At 68.0% G+C, this 21,280-nt stretch carries 21 protein-coding genes; 11 read left to right on the forward strand and 10 right to left on the reverse strand.

The genetic code is table 11. From position 1 onward, the window contains the following. Nucleotides 1–898: 898 nt before the first annotated feature. On the reverse strand, nt 899–1,333 hold the full coding sequence (locus ACH34W_RS44205; RefSeq protein ID WP_395967217.1) for a hypothetical protein: 435 nt from the start codon (nt 1,331–1,333) through the stop codon (nt 899–901). 788 nt (nt 1,334–2,121) lie between these two features. Here ACH34W_RS44205 and ACH34W_RS44210 point away from each other — a divergent pair. Both ACH34W_RS44210 and ACH34W_RS44215 read left to right on the forward strand, forming a co-directional pair. Then, nucleotides 2,122–3,999, forward strand: a complete 1,878-nt coding sequence (locus tag ACH34W_RS44210; RefSeq protein ID WP_395967218.1) for an AAA family ATPase — start codon at nt 2,122–2,124, stop codon at nt 3,997–3,999. Between the two features lie 67 nt (nt 4,000–4,066). Then, on the forward strand, nt 4,067–4,399 hold the full coding sequence (locus ACH34W_RS44215) for a hypothetical protein (RefSeq protein ID WP_395967219.1): 333 nt from the start codon (nt 4,067–4,069) through the stop codon (nt 4,397–4,399). Between the two features lie 154 nt (nt 4,400–4,553). Here ACH34W_RS44215 and ACH34W_RS44220 read toward each other — a convergent pair whose 3' ends face one another. Both ACH34W_RS44220 and ACH34W_RS44225 read right to left on the reverse strand, forming a co-directional pair. Beyond that, the gene (locus ACH34W_RS44220) at nt 4,554–5,027 is read right to left on the reverse strand and encodes a hypothetical protein (protein WP_395967220.1); all 474 of its coding nucleotides are present in this window, start codon (nt 5,025–5,027) and stop codon (nt 4,554–4,556) included. A gap of 9 nt (nt 5,028–5,036) precedes the next feature. Further along, a complete protein-coding gene (locus ACH34W_RS44225; protein ID WP_395967221.1) occupies nt 5,037–6,206 on the reverse strand; it encodes a helix-turn-helix domain-containing protein in 1,170 nt (389 codons plus the stop codon). Between the two features lie 442 nt (nt 6,207–6,648). Between ACH34W_RS44225 and ACH34W_RS44230 the strand changes: the two genes are divergently transcribed. The 6 genes from ACH34W_RS44230 (at nt 6,649) to ACH34W_RS44255 (ending at nt 9,699) form a co-directional block, all read left to right on the forward strand. Further along, complete coding sequence (locus ACH34W_RS44230) at nt 6,649–6,885, forward strand: hypothetical protein (RefSeq protein ID WP_395967222.1); 237 nt, start codon at nt 6,649–6,651, stop codon at nt 6,883–6,885. Then, on the forward strand, nt 6,882–7,196 hold the full coding sequence (locus ACH34W_RS44235; protein WP_395967223.1) for a MerR family transcriptional regulator: 315 nt from the start codon (nt 6,882–6,884) through the stop codon (nt 7,194–7,196). The genes ACH34W_RS44230 and ACH34W_RS44235 overlap by 4 nt, the downstream gene beginning before the upstream one ends. 41 nt (nt 7,197–7,237) lie before the next feature. After that, nucleotides 7,238–7,651, forward strand: a complete 414-nt coding sequence (locus tag ACH34W_RS44240; protein WP_395967224.1) for a hypothetical protein — start codon at nt 7,238–7,240, stop codon at nt 7,649–7,651. 261 nt (nt 7,652–7,912) lie between these two features. Then, nucleotides 7,913–8,458, forward strand: a complete 546-nt coding sequence (locus tag ACH34W_RS44245) for a hypothetical protein (protein ID WP_395967225.1) — start codon at nt 7,913–7,915, stop codon at nt 8,456–8,458. Between the two features lie 24 nt (nt 8,459–8,482). Then, the gene (locus tag ACH34W_RS44250; RefSeq protein ID WP_395967226.1) at nt 8,483–9,286 is read left to right on the forward strand and encodes a phosphotransferase; all 804 of its coding nucleotides are present in this window, start codon (nt 8,483–8,485) and stop codon (nt 9,284–9,286) included. Between the two features lie 5 nt (nt 9,287–9,291). Then, the gene (locus ACH34W_RS44255; protein WP_395967227.1) at nt 9,292–9,699 is read left to right on the forward strand and encodes a hypothetical protein; all 408 of its coding nucleotides are present in this window, start codon (nt 9,292–9,294) and stop codon (nt 9,697–9,699) included. Here the strand turns inward: ACH34W_RS44255 and ACH34W_RS44260 are convergent. Further along, nucleotides 9,659–9,988, reverse strand: a complete 330-nt coding sequence (locus tag ACH34W_RS44260) for a hypothetical protein (RefSeq protein ID WP_395967228.1) — start codon at nt 9,986–9,988, stop codon at nt 9,659–9,661. The genes ACH34W_RS44255 and ACH34W_RS44260 overlap by 41 nt on opposite strands. On the opposite strand from ACH34W_RS44260, the gene ACH34W_RS44265 reads away from it, so the two are divergent. Continuing rightward, a complete protein-coding gene (locus ACH34W_RS44265) occupies nt 9,987–10,217 on the forward strand; it encodes a hypothetical protein (RefSeq protein WP_395967229.1) in 231 nt (76 codons plus the stop codon). The genes ACH34W_RS44260 and ACH34W_RS44265 overlap by 2 nt on opposite strands. Before the next feature lie 133 nt (nt 10,218–10,350). Here ACH34W_RS44265 and ACH34W_RS44270 read toward each other — a convergent pair whose 3' ends face one another. Next, nucleotides 10,351–11,835: a recombinase family protein gene (locus tag ACH34W_RS44270; protein ID WP_395967230.1), complete on the reverse strand. Its 1,485-nt coding sequence runs from the start codon at nt 11,833–11,835 to the stop codon at nt 10,351–10,353. A 106-nt stretch (nt 11,836–11,941) separates the two neighbouring features. Continuing rightward, nucleotides 11,942–13,534 (reverse strand): dolichyl-phosphate-mannose--protein mannosyltransferase, encoded by a 1,593-nt coding sequence (locus ACH34W_RS44275; RefSeq protein ID WP_395967231.1) that lies wholly within the window; start codon nt 13,532–13,534, stop codon nt 11,942–11,944. 144 nt (nt 13,535–13,678) lie between these two features. On the opposite strand from ACH34W_RS44275, the gene ACH34W_RS44280 reads away from it, so the two are divergent. Together ACH34W_RS44280 and ACH34W_RS44285 are read left to right on the forward strand one after the other, a co-directional pair. Further along, the gene (locus tag ACH34W_RS44280) at nt 13,679–14,605 is read left to right on the forward strand and encodes a hypothetical protein (protein WP_395967232.1); all 927 of its coding nucleotides are present in this window, start codon (nt 13,679–13,681) and stop codon (nt 14,603–14,605) included. 48 nt (nt 14,606–14,653) lie between these two features. Continuing rightward, nucleotides 14,654–15,925, forward strand: coding sequence for a hypothetical protein (locus tag ACH34W_RS44285; protein ID WP_395967233.1), 1,272 nt, complete (start codon nt 14,654–14,656; stop codon nt 15,923–15,925). Nucleotides 15,926–15,932: 7 nt separating this feature from the next. Here the strand turns inward: ACH34W_RS44285 and ACH34W_RS44290 are convergent, their stop codons facing one another. From ACH34W_RS44290 to ACH34W_RS44305, 4 genes are all read right to left on the reverse strand, one after another. Further along, on the reverse strand, nt 15,933–16,796 hold the full coding sequence (locus ACH34W_RS44290; protein ID WP_395967234.1) for a hypothetical protein: 864 nt from the start codon (nt 16,794–16,796) through the stop codon (nt 15,933–15,935). A gap of 93 nt (nt 16,797–16,889) precedes the next feature. Continuing rightward, the gene (locus tag ACH34W_RS44295) at nt 16,890–18,452 is read right to left on the reverse strand and encodes a sporulation protein (protein WP_395967235.1); all 1,563 of its coding nucleotides are present in this window, start codon (nt 18,450–18,452) and stop codon (nt 16,890–16,892) included. 109 nt (nt 18,453–18,561) lie between these two features. Then, nucleotides 18,562–19,920, reverse strand: a complete 1,359-nt coding sequence (locus tag ACH34W_RS44300; protein ID WP_395967236.1) for a M16 family metallopeptidase — start codon at nt 19,918–19,920, stop codon at nt 18,562–18,564. Then, nucleotides 19,917–21,173, reverse strand: coding sequence for a M16 family metallopeptidase (locus tag ACH34W_RS44305; RefSeq protein ID WP_395967237.1), 1,257 nt, complete (start codon nt 21,171–21,173; stop codon nt 19,917–19,919). Before ACH34W_RS44305 ends, ACH34W_RS44300 begins: the two co-directional genes overlap by 4 nt. Nucleotides 21,174–21,280 lie beyond the last annotated feature (107 nt).

The following is a 21,280-nucleotide window of genomic DNA, read 5'->3' on the forward strand; positions in this document are numbered from 1 at the left end:
GCGCGAGACGGGGTACCCCCCCGGGTCCCGGCCGAGTGGCCGCCCTTCTGCGTTGAGAGCCCTGCTGCTTTGCTTGCCACCACGCGGGTGAAGGTGAGCCTAGGGTCCGCGCTTCCGCGTCGTCTCCGGCTACCTGACAGCCTTTTGTCCTCGGTCCACCGCTCGCTTAAGACGGCCCCGCGAACGAGAACCGCTTCGGACTTCGCTGACCTTCGCCTGCTTCGACTTTCGACCGCTTCGAGGCTGAGGCCTTGGCCTGCGCCGGTGCCTTGGGCCCTTGACCTTGGCCTTGCCTGCTGCCCTGTGCCTGGGCCTTGTGCCTATGCCTGATGCCCACACATTGCCCGAACCCTGTGTGTGCCTATGCCTGACATTGCCCGGCTTGTGTCGAGCCATTGCAGCATTGGCCTTGCTGGCATGTGTCGAGCTATTGCGGTATTGCATTGGCATGCATGATATGCATCACTATGTGCCATTGATATATGAGTGCGTAACTACCTAGCACTATGTGCCATGAACTAGCACTATGCACCATGTGTATGCCAACTACCACGGGTACCTACCTATCCCACTACTTGGTACCACGCACTACCCCCAACCCCCGGACCCCCGGTAGCACATAGGCCCTTGGCCCTGCTTAGGCCCCTGCCCCGCTTGAGAGGGCCCACCCTGGTCGAAGGTGGCGCTCTGGTCGAAGGAGGCCCTCGATCTTGGAGCAGGCCCCCGGGTTCGCGAAGAGGGGGGCGATCTTGGCGAGAGCCCGGGGTTCTGCCAAGCCACCGCCCCCCTTCTCGAAGGGGGCCCGTCCTTTAGCGGAGCCTTCGACCCTGCTATGCGAAAGGGGGTCTGTTTCTGGGGGGGAAGGCGGGGATCGAATTCGTCGGCCCTCTTGACTGGCTCACGGGTCGATCTTTTCCCGGCACTCTTCCGGCATGCCCGTTTGCTCGATGCACTGGGCGATCTGCTCTTCCTTCGGCGGCACTTCCACGCGGCTGTTACGCTCTCGCGTTTTCTCCTGACCGGGCCACTCCTCCTTGGGCGGCTGAACCTCACCCACACCTTCCGGCCCGAATTCCTTGATGCAGCTCTGCCGAACGCTCCCGCCCGCCGGACTCCGGCACTCTTCGGGCAGCGCTTGACGAGTCGGCTTCGGCTTGGGCTTCGGTTTCAGGGTTGGCTTCGGCTGAGCCGGTTGGGTCGTCTTCGTTGGCTGCGGTTTCGTTGGCTGAGCCGTCGTCGTTGGCGCGGGCGGCGGGGGATCTTTGGCGTCGCTGCATCCTGCCACCGCTGCGAAGGCGATGACTGAAGCCGCCGTGAGACTGCTGAGATTCATGATTCCTCCATTCGAGGCCAAGCGCCCCGACCACAGAGGGATTTCGAAGATCCTTTTTCGCGGAGTCGGGCAGAGTCGTGAGTTGGGAGTGCAAACCCAGTCGATCAGGTAACGCTCGCCACCTCAACCAAGCCCGCCCACGCGTTTGGGGACCAAGGCATTACTGATCATCAGCCGGCAAAAGTTGATCTCGGGTTTGTCGAGCCCGGTTAGAGATCTTGACTTGTTCGCTTAGGACGGGTTAAGAAGACGCGCCCCCTGCTGGACCTAGACCTAGCGAAGCGGCCAAAGGTTGTGGGTCGAGTAGGGAGGGGCGGCGCTGTTACGCCCTCTACGAAGTGGACCTGACTTACCTATGTATATAGGGGGCCAGGTCAGGTTCAGTTGTTGATCTAGGAATGGGGCCTTAGCCGTGACCCCGGGTAGGCTGGTTGACAAGTTCCCCACGTGAAGGGACCACCGACCGATGAGCCCAGAACTTCGGGCGTACCTGGCAAGCCGAGAACGAACCCCACAACAAGAGATGGCGTCCCTGCGTCGCCAAATCGGCCTCGCCATGAACCGGGACCGATGGAAAAAGGCAGCCGAGCTTGAGCGTCGGTACGAGGCACTAGCAGCACGTGTGAGCTAGTTCACACGAACGTGGGATGATCGAGTTCGCGCGCCGTTGTTCTACCTTTCAGATGCACCTTTCCGGGTGTTGGCGGAGGGGTGACCAGACTTCCGCATTCTGGTCACCCCCAGCACCGGAAAGTCTCGCCAACAGCCCGTATCGAAAGGTCCGCGCGATGTCGTTGCCGTCCCCCCAAGAGCTCATTGAGCAAGCCAAAGATCTTGCCACCAAGGGCTATTTCGTCTTCCCGCTGGCCGGTAAGTCCCCGGCCGACCACTTCCGCTTCCACCATGGTGAGCAGCCGCACGAACGGGCCTCCGACGATCCCGAGATGATCTCCCAGATGCCGTGGGGCGGAGAGGCCGATGGCGTCGGCATCCACACCGGCCGATCCGGCATCGCAGTGGTGGACGTGGACGCCAAGAACGGGATCGACGGTTTCGACTCGCTGGCCACCGTCGATGACACCCTCCTAGAACACGCTGAGAAGCTCCACAACGGCCGACACCTGGTGTTCACGCAGTCGGATAACCCCGTTCCGACTAACGTCGGCTGGCTTGCCCAGGTGGACGTCAAGGCCAACGGCCCGGCCTATGTCAAGGCTCACAATCTCGACGAGTGGCCGAAGGTCGCAGAGCTCCCCAAGGCGCCGGGGTGGCTGACCAAGATGGTCGGGCTCTCCCAGGTCGATTCCGGTGAACCCCGCTTCGCGCCGCGCGACCCTCAGTTCCCGGACGATGTGAAGGGGACGACCGCCGGTCTGGCCAAGCTGAGATACCAGCTGCAGGACCTCCGGAAAGCGTGGGACGAGCACGGCCTCAGCAAACCGGGCACCGACGAGCACAAGCCGTTCAACTGGTGGCTGAACCGCACGGCCTACATTGCGGCGCGCCTGGTTGCGGGTGGCGAGCTTGACGACGAATACGCCTATGCCACCATTGACGACCTTCTCATTGAGCTAGGTGCTCCAGAGGACCAATGGAAGTCGTTCGGTTCCGGCTGGGACAAGGGTCTCGCCAACCCCCTCTACCTGACTGTGGAGGACGGAGAAACCCAAGACAAGGTCACTACACTCCGCGAACAGATGCGGAAGGCTACGCGAAAGCCCAGTGATCCCGAGTTTGGAGCCAACCCTCCTACGTGGATCATCGGCGGGTGGCTGGAAGACAAGGGCGTCCACCAGATTTACGGGCCGTCCGGTGAGGGCAAGTCCTTCACTGCCGTTTCGCAAACTTGCCACATTGCGAGCGGAAAACCGTGGAGCGGCCACGCGGTCAAACGGTCCCGGGTTTTGTACGTCGCAGCCGAAGGTGCCGACGGCATTGAGCGTCGTATCCGAGCTTGGTGCCAATATCACAAGGTACGGCGTACAGAACTCGACGACTGGTTGACCGTTCTCTCGTTCGCGCCCCAGCTCCAGAAGGAAGAACATCGGGAAGCGTTCATAGCCGAGTACGCCGAGTGGAAGCCCGAAGTGGTGATCCTCGACACCCAGGCGCGGGTCTCGGTCGGCATTGAAGAGAACTCCGCTCAGGCCATGCAACCTTTCGTGGAAGATCTGGAAGGCATAGGCGAGGCTTTCGGCGCAGTGGTGATGTTGATCCACCACAGCGGTAAGCCCGGGCAGTGGGGATCCATCTCGTCGCGTGGCTCTACTGCCATGAAGGGCGCTCTGATCTCGGAGACGGAAGTGCGCAAGCGTAACGGCGCCTACCTGATCACCAATACAAAACAGAAGAACGCACCCGAGCAAGACGAGATCTGGTTCAAGGTCGAAATGGTCCATGAACTGGAAACGGGCGTGCTGGTGAAGACCGCTAAGCCTGCTGAGAAGAAGGACATTGACTCGGAGGACCTTCGGAAACGCCGCGTTCAGTGGTTGGATGCCAACGCGGAAGAGTTGAGGCTGGGTGATATGAGCCAGAACAAGAGTGTTACTGCTGTGAGGGACAATCTGCCAAAGTATCTGAAGGCCCCAGGTCACTGCAGTACGGATGACTATAAAGCTCTTATCCAGAGCTGGAGGGACAACAGGATTGCCGACGCAGCGTAAATAGCGCCGCTCATAACTGAACACAGCCGAGACCCTCTCTCACTCCCAGTGAAACGAGGGTCTTCGCATGTCCGCTGTCACGTACGCCCGGCACTACTGTTCTCGCCAGCACCGCACGTTCAAGGCCGCTGCCGCGTGCATCTTCGGCAAGAGCCCGGTCACCGGCGAAGGCCAATGGGCGTTCGTCCACGAGTACTTGTGCTTTCCAGAGCAAGACCGCCGGTACTCGATTGAGCTCTACTCCACCGAGGCCGAAGCCCAAGCCGAAGTCGACCGCCACAATGGCTACGGCAAATGTTCCGGCTCATGCGCTGGCCACCGGTTGGTGCGAATCGCCGACCTGGACCGTCTCATTCAAGTGGAGAGGAACACCGCACTGAAGGAGTACCGCCGTGGATGATCTGATGGTGACCGAAGCCACTCACGCGCACCACGCCCGGGTGTGGGCCGTTGTGCGCAAGCTGGGCGTTGCGGACGGGGCGTCGAGCCGAACCAGGGCGCACGGGCCGCCCGCCAGGCACTGCTTGACTCAGACTGCATCGGCGTCCCCTTTCCTAGTCTCGTGAGGCTCCGGCAGGCCAGAACACGCGTACTGGCACGTTGGTCCGTTCTGCGGCTTGAACGACATCTGCCGTGCCCCCGAAGCCCCGTGCGGGCTTGCCGTCCCAGACCGCCCAGAGCTGATCGGCGAGCGTCAGCATGAACTCGCTGGCTGCCTGGTGCGCCTCGCTGGTGGATTCGGTGAAGGGCAGCTCGTGCACGTCCGTGGCAGCAGCCAACAATCTGTCGTAGGTGGCGTGATGCTCCTCTGGCAAGTTCTCCCGGTACTCAGCGGCAGGTATCACAGCCACCAGTTCGCCGCCGTTCTCCAGGACGGCTTGAGCGAACAGGGCATCCGCTCCGTCCGCAAGGCATGAGACTCCGATGAGCGGGGTGGGCTGCGCCGTGAGGGCGCCTCGAAGCTCGTCCAAGACGAGGGTTTCCGTCTCGGCGGGCAACAAGCGGTGCCCACTGATAGCGATGCGCACGAGTTCTCCCTAGACGAATGTGGACCGAAGCCGGTCATCGAACCGGGCAACGGCCGAACCGGACGGCCCCGAGTAGCTGTAGCGGAACTGTCTGGCCTTCTGAAGTACGCGCTCTGAGTTGTAGCTAATGCCGATGTCCAGCGCTCCCATGGCGAGTCCGAACGCCTGCTCAACGTCTCCTCGTTGAGCCTGCGCCGTAGCGACTTCCAGTGTGGTCAAAGCGGCTTGCTTTGGGGCTGGCTGCTTGGTGGGCAGTGATTCAGCGAACGCCCTGACCGCCTGCTCTCCTTGGCCGAGCCGGACAGCGACAGACGCGCGGGTCCGGGCGAGCTTAGCGTCGTCGAACGGGAAGACCCACGGCCACGGAGGTGGACTGTCAGCGGTCTTGATGGCGGCCTCCGAGCGCAGCAGGGCACGTGTTGCCGCCTTCTCGTCCGGGCGCGGTCCGGATGAATGGGCGAGGGCTTCCAGGGCCTCCAGCCAGGCGGCGGGAGTGCTCCCGCCTGAGGTGCGATCGAGGTAGGTGCGAGCTTGTTTGAGCATGGCTAGGCCCAACAGCGGGTCTGAAGCTGCGTCGATCTCGAAGGTCGCCAGGCTTCCCGTCATGTATGCGGCGAGTAGATCGTTGTCTGCGGCCTGCGCTGCGGCGATCGCCCGGCGGTAGTAGGTGCGTGCACTGCCCAGATCCATCATGTCCATCGACAACCACGCAGCGAAACCGGCGGCCTCGCTCACAGCTGCTGCGATTGGCATCGCGTGTGCTCCGGCGTTCTGGTGCGCCCTGATCGCCATGTCAAGGTGCGCCCTGACGCCGTCAATGAGGTCACTTGATCGAAACGTCGCGTCCAGCCGCCGTTGCTGACCAGTGATGGTGGTCAGCGTCTCGGCGGTGGCCGTGTTGCTGACCTTGTTAGTTCGTGGAAGCGGCAGGAGGCCGAGCATGGCCATCGTGCCGAACTGTCTGCGGTTCGTGGGGTCTTCCTCTTCCTTGCTCTCGTCGGGATCGCCCAGGCGAAGGAGATGCGTAGGGATGTCGAGAACACGGGCGATGGCGCGCACTTGGTCGAGGGTGAGACTCGTTTCTCCTCGGATCACCTTCGACGCCCAGCTCTGCGTATAGCCGACCGCCTCTCCAAGGTCGGCCTGGCTCCATCCCCTAGCGTTTCTGATCTCCTCCATGAGGGTCCCCATGTCGCACGTGGCGAGCGCTTGGGCGACGACTGGATGAGACCAAAACTCAGGTGGCTCCACGAGCCTACGTTAGGGCGATGAGCCCTGAACACGCGATAGTCGCCTGTGGAATGGGGGGCCGCGAGTTCTAGTCGTGCCAGTAGTACGACCTTTCCCATCACGGGTACGGGCCGTGACTATCGGCGACACAGTCTGTCGCCCACGTAGTTAATGGAGCCGCCGTGATCCCCGCTGCCCCTCCTCGAACAACCCCCGCCCAGAGGTGGCTTGGCCGCCAAGCCCTCCGGCCCGCGTCCAGGCGGTAGCCGTGGGACGGCGGGCCGAGGGGGCCCACCTCGCGCCGCCTCCGCCCGAACTGATTAGGAGTCCCACTCCAGAACCTCTGATCCCGCAGCGTGAGCGGGTCACGTTCCTGGTGCACCTAGCGCAAATGTTCCAGGCGATGACAGGCCTCATGACCGCCTATGCGGTGATCGGGGGCTACATGGTGCTCAACGTGATCCCGGTAGACATCCGGTACTCCGCCGTCACGATCGGGCTCTGCTACCACGACGGCGCGTGGTGGTTCTTCAACGTCCACAGCGGGAAGCCGATTCGGCCGGCAAACGAGCTGAGCGCAGCAGCACACCAGATCAGGACCGAGATGGAAGAGGCAGCAGCAGCATGACCGACCAGGAATACAGCCACGTCGCCCGCAAGCAGATCGGCCAGCTCGCGAAGGTCCACAATCTCGCCGAGGGCACGTGGATCACGGTGCGGGATGCCAAAGAGCTGACGGGGATGACCCCCGGTGTCCTGACGCGCTGGGAAGAAGAGGGCGTGATTTCGTGCTTCCAGCCACAGCCGGGCTCGCCTCGCATGTACCTCCGTGAGGAGTTGGAGTTGTTGGCTGGGTTGCGCACCAACGGGCGGCCCCCTGGCCTACGTGTGGTGCGTCGGCTTGTGGAACAGCTCCAAGCAGAGCAGGGCGCCCGATGACGCCCCCCGGCCCAATGGGATACCAGGCCCGGCCGGTGGCAATGGCCACGCTGGTTTCCAGCATTGTCCAAGACCGTCTGTTTGAGCACGGCATCAAATACGCCTGGGTCGGGCTGATGGCCGTGCACGTGGAAGAGCACGCCTTCCCCGAGCTGGAAGCTATGGACAGGTGCCCCGCCGACAAGGCCATGGATGTCGCCCTCCCCGCGACCATCAAGGCATGGGACGCCGCCATGAGGGCGCACGGGATGTTTCGCGGCACGATCGACAAGACCATGCGCCAAGCGCAGATGGATATCGAGGAGCTCATGGATGAGCGCATCGCGCACATCCAGGCCACGATCAAGCAACAGGCCCTAACGCCTAGTGAGGACGCTGCCTTGCAGGCCGAGGAAGCCGAGTTGGAAGGCGTTCTTCATCGGGTCCGTGTCTCGAGTGCCGACCCGATCAAGTGACCGACGCCCCTCTCGCGCGCAGCCACGCCAGGGCGCGGGTGCTGGCCAGACCTCCCCGCCAGAAACGAGTCCGTCCACACCGAGACGGCTGGGAAAACGTGTCCGGCGGGTGAGGGGTAGGGGTCGCGCCTTCCAGGGCGATGGCGGGCGCGGCCTCAGCCTCCAACCACCAGCAGCCGAAGGAGGTGACGCACCGAAGTTCGACAGATCGGGGGAACCATGCGCGGCGAACCGCGTCGCGCTGTGACTCAGGGAGAAGGCATGACCGTCGCGTTGGACAACGTCATCGAAACTGGCAGGGACCCGCGTGAGCTGATCCCGGCCGAGGCATTCACCCTCCTGGTGGAGGACTTCCGCAAGGCCACCCACGCCAGCCACGACTACACCTCGCGCGTCGTCGCGCAGTGCCTCGTGTTCCTCAAGGCGGTGGGCAACATCCGCCAGGCCGAGCGCCTGGCCCCCTGCAACTACGTTCGCATCGTGCCGACGCCCCCGGTTGATGAGGCGTGGCATCAATTCCTCCAGCGGACGGAGGTATACGTTCCGATGAGCCTGGCGTTCGCCGAGGGCTTCATCCACCACCGCCCAGTCATGGACGACGACATCCGGTCAGGCGCGGCGCTCGCCCGCACCATCCCGCAGCTTCACGCCACGGGCTACTACGTGGACCCGGAATTCTGGGAGGGCGAGGCGGGCCAAAGCTGCTGCCCACCCGAGTGCAACGACCAGGGCGGCCGTGACTGGCGGGCCCTGGTGGACTGGAGCGGCTTCCTGCCGCTGGACGGCCCGCTGGACATCCGTATCTGACCAAGTGACCTAGAAAGGGCTCACGTGCGTACTGACTGGACCGACCTGCCCAAGGAACTGCGGACTCAGATCGAAGCCCACACCGGCTCGATCGACCGCATCGTCCCGGCCCCCACGGGCAACCACGCGGACATCGCCTCCACTCTGGAGACCAGCGACGGGCGCGTGTTCGTGAAGGCCGCCCGCAAGTTGGAGGACCGGGACGGCCCAGAGGTCATGTCACTGCGTCGTGAAGCCGCCGTGAACCCTGCCGTGTGCGAGTACGCCCCCCGGCTTCGGTGGCAGGCCGAGACCGAGGGGTGGCTCGCGCTGGGCTTCGACCACGTTCAGGGCCGCCCCGCTGACTTCTCCGCCGGGTCACCCGACTTGGAGATCTTGGCCAAGACCGTTCACGCCCTTCAGAGTGCGCCGTGCCCCGACGTGCCGATGCTGTCGGGTGGGAAGCGCTGGCAGAAGTTCGCCGACGATCCCGCACCGTTCGAAGGTGTCACGCTGCTGCACACCGACCTCAACGAGGACAACTTCCTCATCACCGACCAAGGTCGCGCCTTTGTGATCGACTGGGCGTTCGTCACGCGCGGCGCGGCCTGGCTGGAACTGGCGTTGTTGATCCCATGGCTGATCAAGGCCGGGCACACGCCGCAGGCCGCCGACGAGTGGGTCAGCCAGTTCACTTCGTGGGGCGACGCCCCTCCGGCCGACCTCGACATGTTCAGCGCCGCGTTTGCCGAGCAGTGGCGCACGGCCAGCCAGGTCCGAGACGACGCATGGATCACGCGGCACGCTGACCTGACAGCGAGGTGGGCCGCCTACCGGCTGAAGGAGTAGGCCAGATGACTGACTGGGTCCAGCACCATCCCACGCACCAGCTCACAGCGCCGGACGGTCAGGAAGTGAACATCGACGTGGAGATTGTTCCGCTGGTGGCCGCGCTGTGGCGGTTGGGGTTTGAGACGAAGGTGGCCTGTCAGGATGCCGGGGAGGCCGTTCGCGAGGGTGGAACACGCGCGCCCGAGGCTGACCGGCCGCGAGTGTCGGCGAAGCTGATGGGCCGGGCGTGGCTTGTGATCCGGCACGAGCATGTTCCGCGGTTCCTGGAGATCTGCTCAGGGCTCGGACAGCCAGACGACTGGATAGTACGGCCAGTGAAAAAGGACCGCGCCGCCGACGAGTGGTTGTCGGTCGTGTTTCCTCGGGAGCTCATCCCAGCGGCGGCGCGGGCCGTTCAGGCGGCGGGGTAGCACTCGGCGTAGCAGTAGACGCACGGGCCGCCGGTGTCGTAGCGGACCAGCCCCGCGTGTGGCAGATAGGACACCGTTCGCGGATGCGGACCACTTCGGGCGGATCCAGACGGCGGCGTGCGACGTCGGTGAGGTGCAGCAGCCGCCCGGCGTAGCTGTCGCCGCCCGTCATTGCCAGCGCGGCGGCCAGGTGCCGAATGAGCGTCCGTACGGGCGTCAGGGTGGAGTACGGATCCACGCACGCGGCCCACTCAGTCACGGTCTCGCTCAGCTTCACGCGCAGGTCCATGACGCCTTCGTTTGCGGGTGAGGACGGGCCGCCGCTGCTAGACGAGCGGCGGACCAACCTCACCCAGACGCGGGTCCGCGTGGTCAACCAACTCCACGCGCTGCTGCGGGATCTGGCTGCCCGGTGGAGCGCCCGCGCAGCCTGCCAGGCCAGTGAGGCGACGGCTCTGCTGCGCGCTGTCGGTGCGGCCGGACCGGACCGGTCGAGCAGGCCCGCCACAAGGAAGTGATCGCCGACATCCGCAGGTCTGATGATCAGTCTGGCGGCCAACGCCGCCAAGCTCAAGCACGCCGTCACCCAGGCCGACAGCACCTTGATGGACACCACCCACCACGGGTAGTCGGGGCTCTCGCGTGGCCAGCCTAGGCGGCCTTGGCGAACGTCACCCGGGTCTCGTGGCCGGGACGGAACGGCAACGGGCCGACCACGTCGAAGGTCACGAAGTGCTTGGCGCCGTGGCCCTTGAAGGCGATCGAATGCGGATCGAACCTCCCTGGAGAACTGCGCTTGATCACGATCTGCGCGAGCATGGCCCGCACGATCGACCGCTTCTCCTCCAGGGACGCAGCGTTCCAGTCGGCGGCCGTGAACCTGGCTTGAGCCTCGCGGCGCGCCTTGTCCTGCTCTGCGGTGCGGGCCTTGCGCTTGGTGGTGTTGAGGGTCGCGCGGAGTTCGCGGAGGGTCGGGAAAAAGTCGGCGTCGTCCACGTGACCCGTCGCGTACCCGGCACGAAGGCGTTCGATACGGGCCTCGGTTTCGGCGATGGCAGCGTCGGCGTCGTGCTGCGAAGGCTGGCCACCGCTTCCGATCGGTCCATGCTTCGCCTGGTGTTCCTCGAACAGAGTGAGCACGGCCAACGTAATCAGCGCGTCCACGGTTGGTCCGCTCCGACCGATCCGGCCACACCCGCCCCACTGGGGTCGGCACCGGTACATCCACCCACCGTTGTAGGTCGCGCCGTACATGGACGCTCCGCACAGCCCACAAGTCAGCAGACCGGACAGAAGGAACTTCCGGGGCTTGTGCTGACCGTGGCCCGGGTTGCTGGACAGGGCAGCGTTGAGCGCTTCGTGCTGGGCCAGCGTGATGATCGGGTCCCAGTTGCCCTTGAAGCGCTCTGTGCGCTTGGCCCCGGTTTCCGGGTCGCGGTACGTGTGGTCGAGCTGGCCAGTCAGAGCCGGACTGCGCAGGATGGACCGAACCGTGGCGGGCCACCACGTCCTACCACCTCGCGGCGTCGGCACGCCCTCAGCGTTGAGCGAGCGAACGAGTTGCCCGAGCGAGCCACCGGCAAGGATGTGCTTGACCCAGGCGCGGATGCGGTCGGCTTCCTCAGGCACGATCTGCATGTCAGCGTCGTAGCCGTACGGTGGCCGTCCCGAGGGTTTGGCACCGTTGCGGGCCCTCGCGAGCAATGCGCGGGATGTTCGCTCGGAGATCCTCCGGGCCTCTTGTTCAGCCACCGCGCCCTTGATGTGAGCCACCATCCGACCGTTCGCCGTCAGAAGGTCATCACCTTCACACGTCGCTACGGGGCAGCCTGTCCGCTCGACCCACTTCACGAACGGGACAAGCTCATCCAAGCGGCGGGTCAGCCGGTCGAAGTTGTAGACAAGGATGCCGTCGATTTCGCCCGCCTCGAAGTCGGCTTTGAGGCTCTCGAAGACGGGTCGGCGCTTGCCCTTGGACGCGGACGTGTCGTTCTCGACGTAATGGGTCGGCGAATCCCAACCGAGCTGCGTGGCTAGCGCTTCGAGATCCTCGCGCTGCCGGGTGACGCCGAGTGCCAGACCTTCGGTGTCTTGGCTGATTCGTTCGTAGGCGCCCGGCTTGATCGGCTTTCCCATGGTTCCCCCCGTGTTGTCGCAGGTCAGGGTACGTGAGCCTGAGGACTTCCCGGAACCGTCTGGTTCGAACACCGCCTGCCCTGACCTGACCCGGCAGAGGCGCCGGTCAGATCCAGCTGTCGAACCAGATGCGGAAGCGCCAGGCGTCGTACGTGAGGACTCTCGCGGTGAGGATGGGGTGGAGGAGGTAGAAGTTCGCCAAGACCGTGAGCATGTAGGCGCCGCTGAGGGTGGCGCCCACCAGACGGCGGCCCGAGTCGTCGGCGGGGCCGAGGAGCAGCCCGAGCGCGAGAACGATCGCCAGCACCATGAACGGGATCATCGGTGTCGCGTAGAAGGCGAACATCGTCCGGTCGCCGGCCGCGTAGTAGAACCAGGGCACCAGCCCCGCCCCGTACCCGAGGAGCGCCGCCCCGGCACGCCAGTCCCGGTGCACGAGCCACCAGCCGAGCAGGACGGCGAGGGCGAGGAGCGCCGCCCACCAGATCGCCGGGGTCCCCACGCCCAGGACCTCGCGGGAACACTTGGCAGCCCCGCAACCGGACGGCTCTGAGTAGTAGAACGCGACGGGCCGCCGCAGCAACGGCCAATCCCACGGCCACGACTGGTAGCGATGCTTGTCATCGAGTCCCGTGTGGAACCCCATCACCTGGGCGTGGTAGTGCCAGAGGGAACGGAGAGGCGCGGGCACGAACGAGAACGTGCCGCCCCGTCCGTCCGCCCAGTGCCGCCCCCAGCCGATGTCGGAGGCGAACCATCCCGCCCACGTCGCCACGTACGTGACCGCCGAGACGATCACCACGGACACGAAGCCGGGAAGCGCGTCACGGCGCAGCGCGCCCACGAAGGGACGGCGGATACCGGCGGCCCGGCGGGCGCCCGAGTCCCAGAGGAACGTCATGACTCCGAACGCCGCGACGAAGAAGATGGCGCTCCACTTCGTCCCGCACGCGAGCCCGAGGCAGATCCCGGCGCCCAGACGCCACCACCGCATCCCGAGGCCGGGGCCGAACCGCATCCCGAGACCGGGGCCGGACCGCAGGTCGTCGACGCGATCGGCCAGCCGGGCGCGCGCGACGTCACGGTCCACGACGAGACAGCCGAACGCCGCGAGCACCCAGAACATCACGAAGACGTCGAGGATCGCGGTACGGCTCGCCACCAGGTGCAGGCCGTCCAGCGCCAGCAGCAATCCCGCCCCGGTGCCCAGCAGGGTCGAACGTGTCATGCGGCGGGTCACGCGGGCCAGGACCAGGACCGAGAGCGTCCCGAACAGCGCGGCGGCGAAGCGCCAGCCGAACGGCGTCATGCCGAACAGCCACTCGCCGCTCGCGATCATCCACTTGCCGGCCGGCGGGTGGGCGACGAAGCTGCCGCCGCCGGTCCAGATACTGTCGGTGTCACCCTTGAGGATCAGCGGATCGGCGAGGTCCTTGCCCTTGGCGTCCTTGATCGTGGAGTGCTCGACGCCGAACGTCAGGAGCGCCAGCGCGTCCTTGGCGTAGTACGTCTCGTCGAAGACGACCGCGTGTGGTTGCCCGAGCCGGTCGAACCGGAAGAACGCGGCGAACGCGGTGACCAGGAGCGGGCCGAGCCAGCCGAGGAGCCGGCGCCCCGGCTGCGGAGGGGAGAGCCACTCCTTGAGAGTGAAACCTTTGAGAAGGAGACCTGCGCCTTCGCCCCTGGCCATCAGCGACATCCGGCCATCCTAGGGATCTTCACCCCATGTCCGAAGTGGCCGGTGTTGCGCTGTTGGTAGGAAATTGTCGCCTTAACGGCAGAATTTTTTCGGGCTCGATCACCGGTCAGATCGCTAGTGTCGGTTCTGACGGAGGGTCCGCGCTTGGACTCTGTATCGGGGGACGAGTTGGGTGACATTCTGACGCTGCCGGTCCCGGAGACTCTGCACGCCACGTACGCCGTCGCCCTGGTGGCCGACCCGGCAGACCCGCGCGAGCTGGCTCGCGCACAGGTCGCCCTACGTGTCGCACCACCGCTGCGCGACCTGGTGCTCGGCATGCTGGACAGCCCGATGCTGACGCTCGACCTGCGGCCCGCGGACGAGTTTCCGCCGCTGCCGACCGATCTGCTCGCCGTATACGGGGCAAGCCCGGGGGAACTGGCCGACGTCCGTGCCGCGTCGCACCTCCTCGCCGTCCGCGCCGCCTACCGGCCGGGCCGGCCGCCGGCCCACGAGTGGGCGACGAGGGCCATCGCCGGGGCGATCGGCGCCGCCCTCTCGGCCCCGGTCATCGACGTCTTCACCCCGCAGGTGCTCTCGCCGGAACACCTCCGGCGCTCGCTGCCCGACGCCGGCGGCAACACCCGCCTGACCGACTGGATGCTCCTGCCGCACACGGCGGGCCCGCACGGCTTCTGGTTCACGACCAAGGGCCTGGCCAGGTTCGGGCTCCCCGAGCTGCAGACCGAGCATGTGCCGCCCGGTCTCGTCGAGCCGTGGGGCCGCCTCCTGAACGGCCTGGCCCGGCGCCTGCTCGATCTGTGGCTCGACGAACTCCACGCCGGCCGGCAGACCGTCTTCGTGGAGCTCCCCGAGCTGATCTCCGTCGGCCTCCAGGACGTCGCCGCCGCGCACGGCGTCGAGGAGCCGATGCGCCGCGAGGTGACCGTGCGCCTGCGCCTGGACGACGAACGCGACGAACGCCCGGACGACGGAGCCGAACCCCTTCTGACCGTCCTCGCCGCGGACGACGGCCCCGACCGGCTGGAGGCCCTCTGCGCCGCGCTTTTCGGTACGGGCGTCTCCTGATCTCCAATCGCCTTGCGGCCGTCGCCCGCGCGGCACAGGATCGTTGTTGTGAGATTCGGCCCGCGAGACAGCCCCCAGTCCGACGACCCCGACGAGCCCGCGTCCCCTGAGCCCGCCACTCCCCATCCCGGTGACGTCCACGTGGCCGGCAGCAAGGGCGAGTCCACCGACTGGGAACCCGTCCAGCCCCGCCCGGAAGCGAACCCCGTCCCCGGACCCGCTGCGGATTCCGAGCCGCCGGAAAGCCACGAGCCGCCGCCGACACCCGAGCCGCCGCCGACCGCGGCGTCTGCAGCCGAACCTCCGGCATCTGAGCCACCGGTACCCAAACCTCCGGCATCAGAGCCGCGGCATGCGTCGTCCTCGGATGAGACGTGGACGGCGTACGAGCCGCAGCATGCCTCGCAGCCGCCCCCGCCACCGGTGGAGCGTGGCGGGCCGTTGGCCAAGGATCCACCGCCGTCGACCACCGCGCCGGACGTGCCGACTCCCATGGCGGACGTGCCGACCCCCATGCCGGACGCGTCGACCACCGTGCCGGACGTGCTGGAGGCCCCGCGCCCGGTGGAGCCGACCTGGGCGCCGCCCGCACGGCCGGCGCCCGAGGTGTCGATGACGGATCCGGCCGGGCGCGAGGCGCTCGTCGACACCTTCGTCAGCGGTTTCGTGGACAGCGCGATCTGGCAGGCGACGCTGGCGGTGCTGGAGGGAGCGTTCCCCGGGCTCGGCCTTGCCGCGATGCTGACGCGGCGCGCCGACGAGCTGCAGCGGACGATGGACAGCCTCCAGGACGGCGGCGCGGCCCGGCTCGGGCTCCCGGCGTGGGTCGATGAGGCGGGCATGGTGTTCGACCTCAGTGCCCACCTGAACGTCCGCGAGGAGCCGGCGAGCAAGCCGCGGGCGTCCTGGCCGTACGCCGGTGCGTTCGTCATCGACACGCTCGATCCGCTGCGTTACCACCGGGCGGTCGGCGGGCCGCTGGCGCCCCGCGATCCGGCTCAGACGCGACCGCGGACGGGGGAGGGCGACGACACGGGAGTCGTGATCGTCGCGGATCTCACGAAGGCGCGGGTGCGGGTGCTCGACTCGGCGGCGTTGTGGCGGTACGCGGGCCAGATCGTGGTGGCGACGCTGTACGACCCGTTGCTGCCGGAGACCAGGACGCGGACACGGCGGACGCTCCGGGCCTTGCAGCGTGTGGTCTTCATCGATCCGCGGCTGGGTCTGGGGTTGTGCCTGCAGGTCGATGTCGTGCGGACGCCACGGTGCCTGCTGGCGTTCCGCGTCGACTCAGGCGCGCCACGCTTCGTCAGGCCCTAGCCGTCGGCTAGTCGTCGGTGCGCAGCCAGGTCAGCTCGCACTGTTGCTCGTCGGGGAGTTCGCGGAGTTGTGCCGCGAGCTCCCACGGCTCCACGCGTTCGCCCTCGGGGAGCAGCCCGCAGAGCAGCGCGTGCGGTGTGCGCACGGCCGTGAACGAGCCGATGCGGGCCACGCCGCCGCCGCGCAGATGGGCGAGCTCGGTGAGCAGGGCGGCCAGGGCCGAGGGGTCCTGCGGGTCGTAGAGGCCGCGCACGTAGGTGAACAGCTCCTCCGACAGCGCGTCCGGCTGGCGCCCGGAGAGATGGTAGGCCGTGCCCCAGTAGCCGCCGTTCGCGGCGGGGCGCTGGTCCCGGACGCGGATCTGCAGGCCGTACTCGGCCGCGCAACGTTCGTACGTCGCCGACAAGAGCGGCTCGGCCTCGCCCTCCTCGCTCAGCAGGAGCCCGGGGACGATCCCCTCGTCGCGGGCGAGCCGGCCCAGCATCTCCTGGTGGAGCTCGCCGACGACGTGCTCGACATTGTCGAGGGAACGGGCGAGCGCGTGCTGGGCGTCGCGGTCGAGCTCGACGCTCTCCAGCTGCGCGGCGAACTTGTCGAGCTCGTGTTCGACGCGTTGCACCCGGTCGCCCAGCGACGACACCCGGTCGAGCACCTCGGCGGGTGTGCCCTCGGCAGGCGGGTGCGGTATCGGGATGCCCGCGGGCTCGTTGACCTTGGTCTGGAGGACGCCGAGCTGCTTGTTGAGCTCGGTCACCTGGGCGCGCAGCTCGCGCAGCTCGGCCTGTGCGCGGGGCAGTCTCTTGTCGGAGGCCAGGTAGAGCTCCCGCCCGGCGATCGCCAGGCACAGCAGGACCAGGATCACAGTGGTCATGTGGCTCCTCGGAAGGCGGACGTGCGCCCTTCGACCCTAACCAGCCGCAGCCGCTTTGGGTGGACAAAGCGGTGTCACACGAAAAGAGCCGCGTCAGCCGAAAAGACCGCCCAGCAGACCGCCCAGGACGTCACCGATGATGCCGGCGGCCTCACCCGCGACCTCGCCGGCGACACCGTTAGCGGCGTCCGCTACGGCCTGGCCGGCGTACTGGCCCGCCTGGTCCATCGCGAAGTTGGCGGCCGATCCGGCGACGTTGGCGGCGGCCTGGTCGACCCACTGGCCGACGGGAGGGCCGGCGACCGCGTAGCCCGCGACACCCGCCGCGGCGACACCGGCCGCCGCGACCCCACCGGCTGCGGCCGCCGCACCCCAGCCGGGGTGGTGACCGTGGTGGTGGCCGCGATGCTGGACGTGGTACGCGGGGGGCGGCGGAGCCGGGTGCCCATGCTGAGCCGGGTATCCCTGCTGGGCCGGGTGTCCGTGCTGGGCCGGGTGTCCGTGCTGAGCTGGGTATCCCTGCTGAGGATAGGGAGCGGGAGCGGGCGGGCCCGGAGGCACGGGCGGCGCGGCGTGCGCGGCAGGTGCGTACGGGGCGGCCGGGGCCGGGACGGAAGGGGGCGCTTGCCCGGGGGCAGGAGCCGGCGGCGGGAAGTGACCAGGAGCGGCGGCCGGTTGGCCGTGCTGCGCGGGCGGCACGCCATAGGACGGTGCCGCAGCCGGGCCTGGCGGCGGGAACGGGGCCGCGCCACCCGGGGGAGGCGGGAGGGGCGCGCCGTGCGGCGGCGTACCGTGCGCCGGCATGCCGTGTGGCGGCGTGCCGGAGAAGCCGGGACTCTGCGCGGGACCGCGCGAGCGGGCCGCGGCCTTGTCGAGCCACTTCGAGATCTCGGCGGGCCAGTCGGTCTCGGCGGCCTCCTTGTGCTCGCACTTGAACCGGCCGAACGTCTCGTCGGACGAGCCGCCGCCGTTCCGGCGGTCGGCCTCCAGCACGAAGGAGACAGTGCCGGGGGCGGCGACGAAGCTGAGCCCGACCTCGCCGAGCCGGTCCCGGTACTGCTGCGGCGGCGCGAGCTGGATCTCCTGGTAGAAGGGCAGCTGCTGGGAGACGCCGCGCAGCTTGCTCTGCTCGAACGCGACGTTCCTGATTTTGAAGCCGAGCTGGGCGATGGCGGCCAGCACCCACTGCTGGGACTCCAGCGGCTCGACCGAGATCGGGTCCACGTCACCGGGGTCGGGCACGCCGACGGTGTCGACCTCGGTGCACAGCCCGATGGTGAAGCCGGGCAGCTCGCGGCCGAGCACGGTGGTGAACGGCAGCTCGTACGGGAGCGGGATCGAGAACGCGAGGTCGCGCTGGGCGCCCGCCTCCAGCCGGAAGGCTCGGGTGAGCGCACCGCGGTAGACCTCGGGGCCGGCGTTCTGGCCGCCGTACCCGTTGTCCATGCGCGGCATCAGCGCGATCGTCACGTGCCGTACGTCGACGGCGCTGCTGCCGCCCCTGAGGTGGACCTTCCCGGCCACCACGCCGCCCGGACGCGCGTGCGGCGCCGACAGGATCGTGTCGACCGTGGGAGCACCGGCTGGACCGCCAGGGCCACCGGCTGGACCGCCCGGACCACCGAATCCGCCCGGCACCTGCTGCCCGTAGGACACTGGCCGTTCCCCTCTCACGAGCACGCACGGGGCCGCTCCCCGCAAACGTAAGACGCACTCCACCATGCCACTGGTTGCGGGTGACTAGCCGAACATTACGCCCAAAGCATCAGTCTTTGGCAGTGACGGAGACGGTCGCGTAGCCGAGGGATTCCAGGGGTTCCCGGATCTGTGCGGCGTCGCCGACCACGATGACGGTCAGCTTCTCCGGGTCGACGTGCGTCGCGTACGCCTTGGCGACACCGTCCGGCGTCGCGGCCCGTACCGCCTCCAGGTAGCGGCGCGGGTAGCCGGGACCCAGACCGCCCGCGGACGCGTCGGCGAGCTCGGCGGCGACCGCGCGGGCCGTCTCGTACTCGGCGGGCGCCCGGTCGGCCAGCGCGCGCACGGACGAGCCGCACTCCTCCGCGCTGATCCCGCGCGAGATCACGCCGCGCAGCTCGGTGAGCGCGTCGGACACGGCGTCAGCGGTCACCTCGGTGTGCACGGCGCCCTGCGTGATGAACAGCCCGCAGTGCCGCATCCGAAGCAGCCCGGCGCGCACGCCGTAGGTGTAGCCCTTTTCCTCGCGCAGCACCGCGTTGAGCCGCGAGGTGAGCCCGCCGCCCAGGACGTGCGAGGCCACCATGAGGTTGGCCCAGTCGGGGTGGGACCGGTTGGGCACGCCATGCGCGATGCTCATGTACGACTGGACCGAGCCGGGACGGTCGACGACGACGATGCGCGGCCCGGTGGTGGGCTCGATCGTGTCAGGTGCCTGGAGCGAGTCGCCGGTCGCGGCCCAGCCCTCCAGCGCGCCCGAGAGCGCCGTGTCCGCGTCGGTGCCGGACAGGTCGCCCGCGACGACGGCGGTGGCCTCGGCGGGGACCGCGGAGGTGAAGAACGCGCGCACGTCCGCGCCGGTGAGCGCGGCGATCGACTTCTTCGTGCCGCCGGTCGGCCGGGAACTGCGCGCCGCCTCCGGGAACATCACCGCGCGCAGCTCGCGCGCCGCGCGGCTGCCGGGGTCGGCGTCCTCCTGCGCGATCTCTTCGAGCCGCTCGTTGACCAGCCGGGCCACGTCGGAGTCGGCCAGCGCCGGCCCGCGGATGACCGCCGAGAAGAGCTCCAGCGCCTCGCTGAGGCGGGTCACCGGGACGTCCAGCGCGATCCGCATCGCGGTCAGGTCGGCCGAAGCGTAGAGGCTGGCACCGATGCGTTCGAACGCGGCGGTCAGCGCGGTGCCGCCGCCCGGCTCGGTGCCTTCGAGCAGCGCCCGCGCGGCGAGCGTGGCGACGCCGTCCTTGCCGGTGGGCTCACGGCTCGCGCCCGCGTCCAGCACGAGCCGCACGGCGGCGAGCCGACGGCCAGGCAGGTCGCAGCGGAGAGTGCCGGGGCCGCCGGTGACGCGGCCCTCCGTGCCGACCGGGAACAACCAGGCCGGGACAGGCCCGGGCACCGGACGGGGCTGCAGGGCGAGGCCGCTCACTTGGCACCTCCGTAGGTGAGGACGGTACGGGCGCCCGGCGCCAGCCAGCGGCCCGCCATCTCGGTGATGTCGTCCGCGGTGACCGCGGCGGCGCGCTTGGGCGCGGTGAAGACGCGCGCCGGGTCGCCGAACTGCGTGGCGTTGGCCGACAACGCGTTGGCCAGACCGGTCACCGTCTCTGTCTGCTCGAAGAAGCCGCGCTCGGCCTGCGCCGTCGCGCGCGCCGTCTCGTCGGCGTCGGGGCCGCCCGCGGCGAAGCGCGCCAGCTCCTCGTCCAGCACCGCGGCGATCTTGTCCACGTCCGGGCCGACCGCGTCGACGATGGCCAGCGACGGGCCGCCGGCCAGCCGGGTCACCCCGGCCCAGACCTCGGTCGCGATCTGGTCGCGGCGCACCATCCGGTCGTACAGCCGGGAGCCGGAGCCACCGCCGAGGATCTCCACGGCCAGCTCGGCCGCCTCGATGTCGTTGCCGCCGTCCGACGGCAGCGGGAACATCGCGAAGTAGGCGGGGGAGGGGACCTCCTCGTCGACCTCCTCGCCTCGGACGCCGTCGAGCGGGCCGAGGTCGCCGGGGCGGGCGGCGGGCACCTGCGGGCCCGCCGGCAGGCCGCCGAAGTAACGCTCGACCGCGGCGAGGGTCTCCTCCGCGTCGACGTCGCCCACGATCGACAGCACCGCGTTGCCGGGTGCGTACCAGGTGGCGAAGAAGTCCGTGCAGTCCTCGAGCGTGGTCGCGTCGAGGTCGTCCATCGACCCGATCGGCGTGTGCGCGTAGGGGTGGCCCGCCGGGAACGTCAGCGCGCACAGCCGCTCGAACGCGGTGCCGTACGGCTGGTTGTCGTAACGCTGGCGGCGCTCGTTCTTCACGACGTCGCGCTGGTTGTCGAGATTGGCCTGGGTGAGCGCGGCGGGCAGCGTGCCCATCCGGTCGGCCTCCAGCCAGAGCGCGAGCTCCAGGTGGCTGACCGGCACCGTCTCGTAGTAGTTGGTGCGCTCGAACGACGTGCTGGCGTTGAACGTGGCGCCCGCGCTCTCCAGCAGCGCGGCGTGCTCGCCCTCGGCGACATTGGCCGATCCCTGGAACATCAGATGCTCGAAGAGGTGGGCGAGCCCGGTGCGGCTGGCCCGCTCATGCCGCGAGCCGACGCCGTACCAGATGTTCACGGCGGCCAGTGGTACGACGTGGTCCTCGCAGACCACAACGCGCAGGCCATTGCCGAGCGTGTGCTCATGCAGCGGCTGTTCTGCCACGGAGCGCTCCCGTCCGGTCGGTGGTAGCACCGCACGCGACCTCGGTGAGGGGGCCCTGGCGGCGGGCTTGATCTCTACTCACCGTACCGGGTGTCCGGGGCCCCGAG

The sequence above is a fragment of the Actinomadura sp. 6N118 genome (genome assembly GCF_044326415.1).
Classification (GTDB): Bacteria; Actinomycetota; Actinomycetes; order Streptosporangiales; family Streptosporangiaceae; genus Spirillospora.